The 13,035-nt window shown below is 55.7% G+C and carries 8 protein-coding genes; 6 read left to right on the top strand and 2 right to left on the bottom strand.

Annotated elements, in window-relative coordinates; genetic code table 11:
• Positions 1 to 74: 74 nt before the first annotated feature.
• Entirely contained in the window at positions 75 to 830 is a 756-nt protein-coding gene (locus AU509_RS10805; protein WP_085651952.1) for a LuxR family transcriptional regulator, read from the bottom strand.
• A gap of 532 nt (positions 831 to 1,362) precedes the next feature.
• Between AU509_RS10805 and AU509_RS10800 the strand changes: the two genes are divergently transcribed.
• The 6 genes from AU509_RS10800 to AU509_RS10775 all read left to right on the top strand — a co-directional run bounded on the left by AU509_RS10800 (position 1,363) and on the right by AU509_RS10775 (position 9,632).
• Positions 1,363 to 2,301, top strand: a complete 939-nt coding sequence (locus AU509_RS10800) for an ABC transporter permease (protein ID WP_085651951.1) — start codon at positions 1,363 to 1,365, stop codon at positions 2,299 to 2,301.
• The gene (locus AU509_RS10795; protein ID WP_085651950.1) at positions 2,298 to 3,143 is read left to right on the top strand and encodes an ABC transporter permease; all 846 of its coding nucleotides are present in this window, start codon (positions 2,298 to 2,300) and stop codon (positions 3,141 to 3,143) included. Before AU509_RS10800 ends, AU509_RS10795 begins: the two co-directional genes overlap by 4 nt.
• Positions 3,140 to 4,126 carry an ABC transporter ATP-binding protein gene (locus AU509_RS10790; RefSeq protein ID WP_085651949.1) on the top strand — a complete coding sequence of 329 codons (987 nt, stop codon included), beginning with the start codon at positions 3,140 to 3,142 and terminating at the stop codon, positions 4,124 to 4,126. The genes AU509_RS10795 and AU509_RS10790 overlap by 4 nt, the downstream gene beginning before the upstream one ends.
• On the top strand, positions 4,126 to 5,154 hold the full coding sequence (locus tag AU509_RS10785) for an ABC transporter ATP-binding protein (protein WP_085651948.1): 1,029 nt from the start codon (positions 4,126 to 4,128) through the stop codon (positions 5,152 to 5,154). Before AU509_RS10790 ends, AU509_RS10785 begins: the two co-directional genes overlap by 1 nt.
• The gene (locus AU509_RS10780) at positions 5,144 to 6,658 is read left to right on the top strand and encodes an ABC transporter substrate-binding protein (RefSeq protein ID WP_085651947.1); all 1,515 of its coding nucleotides are present in this window, start codon (positions 5,144 to 5,146) and stop codon (positions 6,656 to 6,658) included. Before AU509_RS10785 ends, AU509_RS10780 begins: the two co-directional genes overlap by 11 nt.
• 580 nt (positions 6,659 to 7,238) lie before the next feature.
• Positions 7,239 to 9,632: a glucose/quinate/shikimate family membrane-bound PQQ-dependent dehydrogenase gene (locus AU509_RS10775; RefSeq protein WP_094118315.1), complete on the top strand. Its 2,394-nt coding sequence runs from the start codon at positions 7,239 to 7,241 to the stop codon at positions 9,630 to 9,632.
• Positions 9,633 to 9,688: 56 nt separating this feature from the next.
• Here AU509_RS10775 and norR read toward each other — a convergent pair whose 3' ends face one another.
• A complete protein-coding gene (gene norR / locus AU509_RS10770) occupies positions 9,689 to 11,299 on the bottom strand; it encodes a nitric oxide reductase transcriptional regulator NorR (protein ID WP_085651945.1) in 1,611 nt (536 codons plus the stop codon).
• Positions 11,300 to 13,035: the final 1,736 nt, after the last annotated feature.

Below are 13,035 nucleotides of genomic sequence, written 5' to 3'. Positions count from 1 at the left end.
CTCTTATGTCTGTTAAGTCTGGCTTAAGAGTAAGGCGCGTCAGCGAAAGCGGAAAGCTAGTAAAATAGATAGTTTTAGCTATCGAGGAGGTGGTAGTACATGGCGCGAACGACAGCCTGCACACGATTATTCGCCCCCAGCTTTTTGGTGGCGTTGTTCAAATGCAGCGTGACGGTTGCGACGGAACGGTTCAGTTTACGGGCGATCTCTTTCGCCGTCAGACCTTCCGCAGACCATGTCAGACACTCACGCTCGCGTTTGGTCAGATGGACGTATTGGCAGGTCATGAGATCTTCGCTGAACAGGGGGAACGCCGATTCCTGGAAACGATGAGCAATAAACGTCAGATCTGATAATGTACTGCTGATATCCTGTTCTTCGTGCGAGCTGTTAAGAATAGCCGTTACGGTGGCGAAGCCTCCGCGAGGCAGGTGCAGGGGGACCGTCGCGCCGCAGGGCATCCCATTTTCCTGCATGTAATGCGTAACGCACTGATGCTCTTCGCCAATGCGTGAGCGAAGCGGCGTCCGTTCAGGGCGTTGATATGACCACACAAATGGCGCGCAGGTTTCCAGAGCATGATGTTGAACAACATCCATCTGAAAAAAACCATTTTCGAACCACTGCAGTGGCATGTCTTCCGGCACGTTATTAACACGCAACAGAGAAGGGTTGATCAGTTTCCCTTCCATTGTCCGGGGAACCGGAGCGTAGTCATAAATCACCCGGTCGAATCCCAGGTGTAACGTTTGCGCGAACATGTGATCAAAAGCTTCGTCCAGTGAAGTGGCTGAACGTGTCAACGAGGTAAGCTGAGTAGTCTTATCCATGATTACCCTCCGGAAAATGTAGCCCGTTAAAAAGAGGACGATGGTCGGTACAGATGCCAGAGCGCATGTTCGGCCTCAACCCGGTCAATAACCAAGCGTAACCTAGCATTTTTGCTAAGGCAAAACTAGCATTTTTGCTAACTATTCACGACCGGTATGATTGGGTAGATTCCCGCCTGTCAGGGCCTTTTGTGATTTATTGTGTTTTTATTTCATTAGTAGTCCTTATGTTGAATGAAATATAAAGACAGAAAAGGCATACTATTGAAGTAAATGGCCATTTTTCGAATAGGAATACACGTTTGTTCGAAAAATGATGCCTTTTACCGACCAGACCTTCATTCTGGTGAGTCGTTATTCAATAAAAACGACCTGGTATGTTCCCTAGCAAATCGCGTTTATGGCGGCCGGTTTTGATTATTCCGGTCACGCGTCGCGATGCTTAATTTCTGGCTCAACCCGTTTGTGCCAAACCGTACCTAACTAAATGGTGCCATTAATAGATACGCCAGCATAAACACAGGGAATTAGTATGCATCGTTATCGGTTTATATTATTTCGGCCACTCCAACTGTTGCCGGTGCTCTTTGGCATCAGCATTATCACCTTTGCCATGGTGCGCGCGATCCCTGGCGACCCGGCCCGAATTCTTCTCGGCGTGCGGGCCACCCCAGGCGCGCTGGCGCGGGTACGTGAACAGTACGGACTCGATCAGCCGGTGTGGTTACAGTATTTCTATTTTCTTCGTAATCTATTTCACGGCGAACTGGGTAAATCCATCGTTTATAAAGTGGATACCCTGAAAGTCATCGGTTCGCGTGTTGAACCAACGATTTGGCTGATTGCAGGCAGCGTGGTTTTAGCGCTACTGCTGACCATCCCGTTGGCGTCCTGGGCGGCGCGGCGGCGCGGTAAACTCGCCGATCAGGTGATTCGTCTGTTCTCAACCGCCGGACTGGGGTTCCCCGCTTTTTGGCTCGGCATCATGATGATTTTGTTGTTCAGCATTGAGCTGGGGTGGTTCCCGGTGTCCGGCTATGGCCGTGATTTGCTGGATCGCCTGCATCACATGGTGTTGCCGTGTCTGACGGTGGCGCTGGCGCTGTCTGCGGTGCTGACCCGCAATTTGCGCGCCAGCCTGCTGATGGAAATGAAAAGCGACTATGTGACGGCCGCGCGCGCGCGCGGACAACCGGAGTCGCGCATTTTCTGGCGGCATATTTTGCCGAACTCGCTGGTGCCGACCATTAATCTGCTGGCGGTCAATATCGGCTGGCTAATTGGCAGCACCGTGGTTATTGAAAGCGTTTTTGCCATCCCCGGGATGGGGCAACTGTTAATCAAAGCGATTTTCAGCCGGGACTATATGGTGGTGCAGGGCGTCGTGCTGGTTTTTGCGCTGGGAACCGTGACGGTTAACCTAGTTGCCGACCTGCTCACGGTGGCGCTGGACCCGAGGATCAAGCTATGAGTCAGACACCTGTTGTACGGCGGCTGCCGTGGCTGGCATTTCCTCGCCGCCTTGCGTTGAGCGGCGGCCTGACGATTGTTGGGCTATGGACGCTGTTGGCCGTGTTCGCGCCGTGGATCGCCCCGTTCGATCCGATTGCGCAGGATTCCACCGCCAGCTTGATGCCGCCGGGACTCAACCATCTGTTCGGCACCGACAACTTCGGCCGCGACATTTTCTCCCGCGTCATCTGGGGCGCACGCGTCGACCTGCAGATCTGCCTGCTGGGGGTCATCTTTCCCTTTATGATCGGCACCTCGATTGGCGCGCTGTCCGGCTACGTCGGCGGCATCGTGGATACGCTGCTGATGCGCTGTATCGACATCATCCTGGCGTTTCCGTTTTTGGTGCTGATGCTGTCGATTATCGCGGTCCTGGGACCAGGATTAGCCAGCTTTTATATCGCGATGGCGATGGTGGGCTGGGTCACTTACGCCCGTCTGGTGCGAGCACAGGTACTGTCGTTGAAACACCGGGATTTTATGTTGGCGGTACGCAGCCTCGGATTCAGCCATCCTCGCATTCTCTTCGTCCATCTGCTGCCCAACGCGCTAACCGGCTCGGTGGTGTTCGCCATGTCCGACTGCGTGCTGGTACTGCTTAACGGCGCCGCCATCAGTTATTTGGGATTAGGCGTACAGCCGCCTACAGCAGAGTGGGGCGTGATGGTGGCCGAAGGGCAAAGTTTTATTACCACCGCCTGGTGGATCACCACGTTCCCCGGATTGGCGATAGTGCTGCTGGCGATGGGCTTTAGCCTGCTGGCGGACGGACTGGGCGACCTATTGGGAGAACGACCATGACGTTACTGGCGTTATCACAGCTGACGGTCGTGAACCGGCAAGGTATTGCGCTGGTCGATGATGTCTCGCTTGAGCTGCGTGAGGGCGAGATCCTCGGACTGGTCGGCGAGAGCGGTTCCGGTAAGACCGTAACCTGCCGCGCGATGATGCGGCTGCTTCCCGGAGAAGCGCTACGCGTGGTTTCCGGCAGCATCAATCTCAACGGGCGCGATATCCTCGCGCTGCCGGAACGCGCGCTTTCCGCCGTGCGCGGCCGGGAGATCGGTATGATCTTCCAGAACCCGACCAGCCACCTGAATCCGGTGATGACCGTCGGCGCACAGATTGCCGAAAGTCGACGTCTGCACTTCGGCGCCAGCCGCCGCGAGGCGAAAGCCCATGCGGTGGAGCTATTGCGGCAGGTGGGCATTCCCGATCCCGAACGACGGATACACAACTATCCTCATGAATTCTCCGGTGGGATGCGTCAGCGGGCGATGATCGCCGTGGCGCTGGCGTCCGAGCCTAAAATCCTGATTGCCGATGAACCGACGACGGCGTTGGACGTCACTGTGCAGATGCAAATTCTGCGGTTGCTGAGCGATCTGCGCGACCGCCTCGGCGTGGCGATTATCCTGATCACGCACGATCTTGGCGTCGTGGCGCAGACCTGTGACCGTATCGCGGTGATGTATGCCGGGCGTCTGTGTGAGCTGGGCGGAAAACGCGAGGTGCTGGGCGATGCCCTGCATCCTTACACGCAGGGACTGATTGACTGCCAACCGGTCAGCGCCGGCGGCACCGGACAGATGGCGACCATTAAAGGTCAGCCGCCGGTGGCGGAACATTTTCCCGGCGGCTGCCGATTCCATCCCCGTTGTCGTTACGCCACGGAGATTTGCAAGGCGGTACGGCCCGATATGTACGGTGAAATGCGCAATCTCGCGCACGCTGCGGCCTGTCACCATCCGTTCGCCATGCTGAATCACGAGGAGAGTCTATAGTGAGTCCGGTCCAATCTACGGCGCCGTTGCTGGCGGCGGACAATCTGCAGGTCAGTTTTCCGGTCGGCGGCTTCCTCTTCAACAAACGAAGCCTGCACGCCGTCAATGGCGTCAGTCTGCACATTCACGCCGGGGAAGTGCTCGGTCTGGTCGGGGAGTCCGGCAGCGGTAAAAGTACTCTGGGCCGCGCGTTGCTTCAGCTGGAGCCGACCGTCGGCGGCCGGGTGTATTTCGACGGAGTGCCGATCACGCCGGGAAGCCAGCAGGAAATCGCTCAGCTGCGTCAGCAGACGGCGATGATCTTTCAAGACCCGTTCTCTTCGCTGAATCCGCGTCAGACCATCGGCGACAGCATCGCCGAGGTGCTGCGCGTGCATCACAAAGTGCCGAAATCCGCGATCCGGGAGCGGGTGAGGGAGCTGCTGATTCTGGTGGGCTTGACCCCTGAGCACGGCCTGCGTCGGCCCGATGCGCTGAGCGGCGGACAGTGCCAGCGCGCCGGTATTGCCCGGGCGCTGGCATTGGAGCCGCGGCTGATCGTCGCCGATGAGTGCGTGGCGGCGTTGGATGTGTCCATTCAAGGACAGATCATCAATCTGCTGATGGATCTGCGGGACAAAATGGGACTCGCCATTTTGTTCATCGCCCACGATTTGGCGATAGTGCGACGCCTGTGCGACCGCGTCGCCGTGATGTATCTAGGGCGTATCGTGGAATCTGGCCCGGTTGAAGCGGTGTTTACCCAGCCGCGCCATCCTTATACCGCGGCGCTCATAGCGGCCATTCCGGAAATCGATCCCGACCGGCCGCTGCCCGCCCATCCTCTTTCGGGCGAACCGCCCAGCCCGCTGGCCTTGCCGGACGGCTGCGCGTTTCACCCGCGTTGCCCCTATGCGTTGTCGCGCTGCCAACATGGCGCGCCGCCAGAGACCCGACACATTGTCGGTCATACCTTCGCCTGCGTGTTGGACGACAAGGGCGAACAAGCCATTAATCCGTTAAATGAGGGAATGTTTGATGAAGCGTAAATACTTAAAGGTTGCAGCCGCCGGGCTTTTGCTGGCGGCCTGCGTGGCAAGTGAAATGGCGCAAGCGGCCGGTGTGCTGACGATTGGACGACGCGAAGACAGCACCAGTTTCGACCCGATTAGAACGACGCAAAACGAAGACAACTGGGTGTTCTCCAATGTGCTTGACCGCCTGATTTGGGTGGACAAGACCGGCACCAAGCTGGAGCCTGCGCTGGCGGAAAGCTGGACCATTTCTCCGGACGGCAAAGTCTATACGCTGAAGATCCGTAACACGGTGTTCTCCGACGGTACGCCGGTCACCGCCAACGACGCGGCCTTTAGCCTGCTGCGCCTGCGCGACGATGAAAATTCACTGTGGCGCGACCCGTTCATGGTGATGGATAAAGTGGAAGCGCCGGATGCGCGTACCTTGGTCATCACCCTGAAAGCGCCGTCCGTTCCGTTCCTGTCTCAGCTGGCCCTGCCGAATGCCTCCATCATCTCTGAAAAGGCGATGAAAGCGATGGGTGAAGAAGCGTTTGCGGAAAAACCGGTCGGCTCCGGCGCGTTCAGCGTCAAAGAGTGGCTGCGCGGCGACCGCGTTGTGCTGGTCAAAAACCCGCATTATTGGCGTGCGGACAAGGTTTCTCTGGATGGCGTCGAGTGGCAGACCATCCCGGACGACAACACGCGTATGCTGAAAGTGCAGGCGGGTGAACTGGATGCGGCGATCAACGTGCCGTTCTCACGCATCGTCTCTCTGCAAAAAGATCCGAACCTGTCCATCCATCTGGACCCGTCAACGCGTGAAGATCACCTGCTGATCAACCACGAACACGGCCTGTTGTCGAAGGTTGAAGTGCGTCAGGCGCTGGACTATGCGATCGACAAAGATGCCATCGTGAAAACCGTCACCTTCGGCTACGGTCAGGTTGCGAACTCCTACATTCCGGCCGGCGCGGTGTACCACTACGCCAACAATTTGAAACGTCCTTACGACGTGGAAAAAGCCAAGAAAATGCTGGCGGACGCAGGCGCTTCTAATCTGAAGCTGAACTATGTCGTGAATGCGGGCGATGAAGTGGACGAACAAATCGCCATTCTGTTGCAGCAGCAGCTGGCCAAAGCGGGCGTGACCGTCACGCTGCAAAAAGTCGACCCGAGCCAGAGCTGGGGCATGCTGGTCTCCGGCGACTATGATATTTCCGTTATGTACTGGACCAACGATGTGCTCGACCCGGATCAGAAAACCACGTTCGTGCTGGGTCACGACGCGAACATGAACTACATGACGCGCTACCATAACGAGAAAGTGAAAGCGTTGGTCGCGGCAGCACGTTTGGAAGTGGATCCTAAAAAACGTGAGCAGATGTACATCGACCTGCAGAAAATGGCGAAAGCCGACGTGAACTGGATCGATCTGTACTACAGCCCGTACCGCAACGTCAGCCGTAAAAATATCAAGGGCTTCTATCAGAACCCGCTGGGCCGCTTCTTCCTTGAAGATACGGTCAAAGAGTAATCTCCCCCTGACGGCCGGTGTCTGACGGGTCGTCATCTCTACAGCGGCGCCGCGTTTGCGCGTTTCAACGCGATGCCGCTGTCTTTTCGATCTCCTTGCCCGTATTCCCTCTTGCCAGCATCTGCGCCTGATTGGGGTTTGGCAATCTGATGCCACCTGGGTTTCCCCGACCAGAGTTTTTATCTCGAACGGTCATCCCTGTGTCACGTTATCACGCGTTGTCTCGCGCCAGTGCGTCGAGAACATCACAATGTGCGTCTTGAATCTGCCGTTAACGATTCCTCCTGCATTGCCATCTCCGTGGCCATCTGCAACCGCATAACGTGCTGAAAAACGGGGCTGGCTCGCCCATATCGTGAGGGATGACCTATCTTTAAGTGACGGGATAAGCATGGGCAGGCCGGGCGGAATAACTCCTCCCGTCGCCGGGCCGATGAGCTACGCGGTGACACCATAAAACAGAGGCATGACGACGCTAACCTGTAAAGGTGATGTCGGACGTCCGTTCGCTGCCCGTTCTCCGTTCAGCGCGAGCAACGCGTCGATTTAACCGGGGCAATACATTGACAGAGGCAAGACTATGCAAAAAAGCACGGGGACCGCTCGTGTCCTACTCCTCCTTACTGTGCTGTTCGCCGTACTGAGCGGCCTGTATCTGTTGATCGGCGGTATCTGGCTGGTTCGCCTTAACGGCTCCTGGTACTACCTCATCGCCGGGGCGATCATGCTGGCGACGGCGGGGTTGCTGTATCGTCGTCGGGCGGCCGGGGTGCTGTTGTATGCGCTTTTTTTGCTGGGGACGACGCTGTGGGGTGTGTGGGAAGTCGGGACGGATTTCTGGGCACTGACGCCGCGGCTGGACGTTGTCTTTTTCTTTGGGCTCTGGCTGGTGCTGCCGTTTATCTACAACCAACTGGCGTTCCGCACCAAGCTGCCGTGGGTTGCGCAGATCCTGTCGCTGGCGGTAACCGTCGGGGTTTTAGGCTACGCGATGTTTAACGATCCCCAGGAGATTAACGGGACGCTGCGTGCGGCGGGAACCACCGCCTCGCCGCAGTTCGGGAGCACGATCCCGGACGCCGACTGGCCCGCTTATGGCCGGACTCAGGCTGGCACGCGTTACTCTCCGCTGAGCCAGATTAATGACAAAAACGTCGGCGGCCTCAAGGAAGTCTGGCGCTTTCGCACCGGCGATCTGAAAGGACCGAACGATCCGATAGAAATCACTAACGAAGTCACGCCCATCAAAATCCGCGATACGCTCTATCTCTGTACGCCTCACCAGAAGTTGTTTGCGCTCGATGCGGCGACGGGGAAGGAAAAGTGGCGGTTTGATCCGCATCTCAAGACTAACCCGACCTTTCAGCACGTGACCTGCCGTGGGGTGTCGTACCACGAAACGCCGACGACGGCGCAGTCCGGGTCTCAGAATACACCGCCAGCCCTGTGTGCGCGCCGCGTGTTCTTGCCGGTCAACGATGGTTCTCTGTACGCGTTGGACGCGCAGAGCGGCCAGCCGTGCCCGGATTTTGCCGAACGCGGCAAGCTGAATCTGCAAACCAACATGCCGTACCCGCTGGCGGGCGCGTATGAGCCAACGTCGCCGCCTGTGGTCACCGACAAGGTCATCGTTATCGCAGGCGCGGTCACCGATAACGGCTCGACGCGTGAACCGTCTGGCGTCATTCGCGGCTTTGACGTCAACACCGGCAAACTGTTGTGGGCGTTCGATACCGGCAGCAAAAATCCTAACAAGATCCCCGACGGCAAGCAGTTCTATACCCCGAACTCCCCCAACTCGTGGGCGCCAGCCGCCTACGACGCCAAGCTGGATATCGTGTATCTGCCTACCGGTGTCGCCACGCCGGATATCTGGGGCGGCTATCGCACGCCGGAAATGGAACGTTTCGCCAGCGGCTTATTGGCCCTGAATGCGACCACCGGCAAGCTGGTCTGGTTTTATCAGACCGTGCATCACGATCTCTGGGATATGGACGTGCCCGCGCAGCCAACGCTCGCGGACATCACGAATCAGGACGGCAAGACGGTGCCGGTGGTTTATGTGCCCGCGAAAACCGGCAATGTCTTTGTACTGGATCGCCGAGACGGCAAAGCGGTCGTACCCGCGCCGGAAACGCCGGTGCCGCAGGGCGCGGCGAAGGGCGATCGCGTTTCGCTGACGCAGCCGTTCTCGCAGCTGAGCTACCGTCCCCGAGAAAATCTGGCCGGTAAGGATATGTGGGGGGCGACGATGTTTGATCAGCTGGTCTGCCGCGTCATGTTCCACCAGCTCCGTTATGAAGGGCCGTTTACGCCGCCGTCTGAGCAAGGCACGCTGGTGTTCCCCGGCAATCTCGGCATGTTTGAGTGGGGCGGTATTTCCGTCGACACGGATCGCCAGATTGCGATAGCCAACCCGATGGCATTGCCGTTTGTCTCGCGGCTAATCCCGCGAGGTACTCAAAACCCGATCGAGCCGAACACGGCGGGTAAAGGGGGCTCGGGGACGGAGTCCGGCGTACAGCCGCAGTACGGGGTTCCTTACGGCGTGACGCTGAAGGCGTTTCTGTCGCCGCTTGGTATCCCGTGTAAACAGCCGTCATGGGGCTATATCTCCGCCATTGATTTGAAAACCAATGTCATCGTCTGGAAAAAACGGATCGGGACCGTGCGCGATAGTTCGCCGCTGCCCTTGCCGTTCGAAGTCGGAATGCCGATGCTAGGCGCGCCGATCTCCACCGCGGGCAATGTGCTGTTTATCGCCGCGACGGCGGACAACTATCTGCGCGCGTTTAATATCACCAACGGTGAGCCGCTTTGGCAGGCGCGCCTGCCTGCCGGAGGGCAAGCGACGCCGATGACCTATGCCGTCAACGGCAAGCAATATGTGTTGATTGCCGCAGGGGGACACGGCTCGTTCGGCACCAAACTGGGGGATTACATTATTGCGTACGCGCTGCCGGAGGTTCGCTAAACACCCTGTGAGATTGAGGAGGCCGCCCAGAATAAACGGGGCGGCTGAGTCGAGGATTAGCGGTTGGAATGACGGGTTAGAACGGACTTTTCAGGCTGACTCATAACGCCTAACCGATGCGCCAGCTGCGTCAAGTTGGTGGGGTCGAGACCCAGTTCGTGGGCCGCCGACGAAATATCGCCCTGATGGTGTTGAAGCGTCCGCTCGATGAGCTGTTTTTGAAATTCGTTAACCGCCGTACGCAGATCCTGCTGCGGCGCTTCGCGCAGGCCGAATTGTTGAGGCTCATTGGCCGCAACGTCATGCTGTAGCTTTTCATTTGTATCCAACCCCAAATCGCGCTCGCTAATCGTGACAAACGAGGCGCGTTTGGCCGGATACGACGCCAGTCTGCCCGTGGCGCGTAGCGTTGCGCGGCTGATGGCCTGTTCCAGCTCGCGCACATTACCGGGCCACTGATAGCTCGAGAGCGCTGTTTGCGCGGTGGGCGACAGGCGTAGACCTTTCAGCCCCATCCGGTTACGGTTTTGTTCGAGGAATGCGCCCGCCAGAAGCTGGATGTCCTGCTGACGTTCCCGTAGCGCCGGAACGTGAATTGGGAACGCGCACAGTCGGTGATACAGATCGGCGCGAAACTCCCCGGACTGAACTTCAGCGAACAGATTGCGATTGGTGGCGGCAATCAGCCGGATATCGACATGATGCGGGTTAGACGAGCCGACGCGCTGCAATTGCCCGTCTTGCAATACACGGAGCAGTTTGGCCTGAGTCTCCGGTGACAGTTCGCCGATTTCATCAAGAAACAAGGTCCCGCCGTTGGCGAGCTGGAATTTGCCGTAACGGTCTGTCGTGGCTCCCGAAAATGCGCCGCGCACGTGGCCGAAGAGGACGCTTTCCACCAGATGGTCGGGCAGGGCGGCGCAGTTAATGACGATGAGAGGGGCATTGGCACGTCGCGACCGCGCGTGCAGCCGACGAGCGACCAAATCCTTACCTACCCCGGTTTCACCGGTAATCAGTACCGTCATGTCGCTGGACGCAACCAGTTCAATATCATCCATCAGTAACTGATACGGTTCGCTGCTGCCAGTCAGTTCGTCGTGGCCGTGTACTGCCGTCAGGCGGAAGGCCTCGGCGCGCAGATTCTCGCTTTCCAGCGTGGACTTGAGCTGGTCGACGTGGGTGCTGGCCGAGACGGTCGCGGCGGCGATGCCGCCGAATATCTCCAACGTTTTGAGCGCGTCGGCGGAGAATGTGTGTCCATCAAATGCATGCAGCGTCAGCAACCCCCAGAGATGATGATCCAGACGGAGGACGCAGCCGATAGCGTCATTTTCGCCTGCGCGACTTCCTTCACTTTCGAACAGATTTTCGAAGGGGTCTGGCACCTCGCTATCCGGCGGGAAGCGCATCACGTTGGCGGTAGCCAGTATGGCGGCGAAGCGTGGATAATCGTCCAAAATGAAGCGCCGTTTTAGCGCCTCGGCATGAAGACCTTTGATGGCTACGGGCGTTAATTCTTCGCCTTTCAGCTGCAGCAGCGCGGTTGCGTCCGCCGGGATCAGGAGATTCAGCGAATCAAGCAAACGTTGATAACGGACTTCACACGGCATCTCCCGCGAGAGATCCGCGACCTGCGGCACCAGCGCATTCAACAACTTCAACATCTGAGTCAAAAAGTCCTCTCTTCGATAAAAATGGTGTCTTTTCGACAGTAAAGTTTAGACACAATTTAGCAGGGTGCCATTGAGATTGCCGTTTCACCTACCGCATTCGCGGTTGATAACCAAGGGAAAAAATTAGGGCGGTGACGATGAACGCAGAGACGGTGTTGCGGTGTCTCCACGCGGGGCTTCAGTAAGCGTTTACCGTGTGAGTCAGTGATGAATCGACTTTGTCGAGCTTATTTAAGACTGATGCCATGCGAATGAATAAAGCCGCTGCTGAGTTATTCTTTTTTATTTGCGATGCGTTTTTGTTGATATTTTACTCTTTATTTGTGGTTATAAGATGGTATTTAAACAAAGGATAAACAAAGTGCGTATTTAGTCTTTATCTGCTTTTCAATTCAGTCTCTGTCGCTACTCAGTAATAATAATGATGTTAGAGGGAATAAATTATTGGGTCATTAACAAATCTCGGTTAAAACTTATGTTTTATATATTAGCGGACTACATTTATAAATGAATGGGCGCCTTTTAAAATGATGATTATTTTTAACTTCATGATAGTTATTGTTTTTTATGCTGTTGTTTCTGAAGTTATGGGATGCGGCTAAATTCGTCAGGCTAAGGTTTTATATAGGAATTGAAAATTTAACTATCACTTTTCTTTTTATTTATTCTATGATGTTCCCGACGTAATGAGCCGCGCTAGTCATGGTTCTGTCATCAAGTGGTAGTTAACTCCGTGAGCAATAATAAATTCGCGAAATGAGTGATGAATCCTCCAGCTCCCCCTGAATTCTGGAGTAGATAGTCTCGCATTGGACGTTTTTATCGAGTGATTATTATTAAACCTTGTTTTGAAATGGGTGTTTAAACACAGTCTTTTTAAGACATAGTTTGTTCAAACATCGTTTTTTCAAATATGGTGTTTATTAAACATAGTTAGGCTCGTCAGAATGTCATCCGTACCTGTCTGAGCGGATGATTGCATTGGTGATGTCGGTCGCGGCAGCCCTATGTCGCAGGGCATGACTCGAGCCGCCAGTTGTCGGCCGCCGGCAGCGTTTTTTTTGCCGGCGTTTTTTTGCCTGCAGCAAGAGTAAAAGGGGGCCGATATGCGATAAGACGATGAACATCAATCGGGTATCCTTCTAATCGCCAGTGAGGTGCGGTGAGATAGCCGATTTATATCGTTCGCTGTCGTGCTTGCTCATCTGCGGGGCGGAGGCTGCAACGCGATGAGCAACAGCGTTGACAGCCATTATCGTGCACTCTGCCGTCGCTAACAGTTTATCATCAGGCCCTATCATCAAGTTCCTCTCTGCTCCTGCACTCGCAGGCGTTGAATTTCCCGAACATCCTCTTTCCCTGCCTGCTCAGTCTCAAGACCATTATCTTTCCATGTATCTTGTGTCGAACACCGTATTTTTAAACACGTGGAGACCCCCAACATCTATTTAGCGATGCTAAGCGCTTGGTGAATCACGCAGTCATCTTTAATGAGAAAATAATGCACGGACCTGTTTTCGAGAAGGTGGAACCCTAAATAGATACCGTTCTATAGTTGATAAATTAATGAGGTTATCCTATTACGGTATCTATTATTTTTAGGGGAGCGCTTGGGTGGTGTTATTTTAGAGTATTGATTAACACTGGGAGGGGGGGAGTTATTGGTGAGCATCTTCTCGGGAGGAGGTGATTTTCTCTATTTTGTCGCAGCGTTATATTTTGCGCAA

The organism is Lonsdalea britannica, assembly GCF_002111595.1.
In the GTDB taxonomy this organism is placed as follows: Bacteria; Pseudomonadota; Gammaproteobacteria; order Enterobacterales; family Enterobacteriaceae; genus Lonsdalea; species Lonsdalea britannica.
The sequence above is the reverse complement of the archived record's forward strand: the minus strand, read 5'-3'. Positions and strand labels throughout refer to the sequence as shown.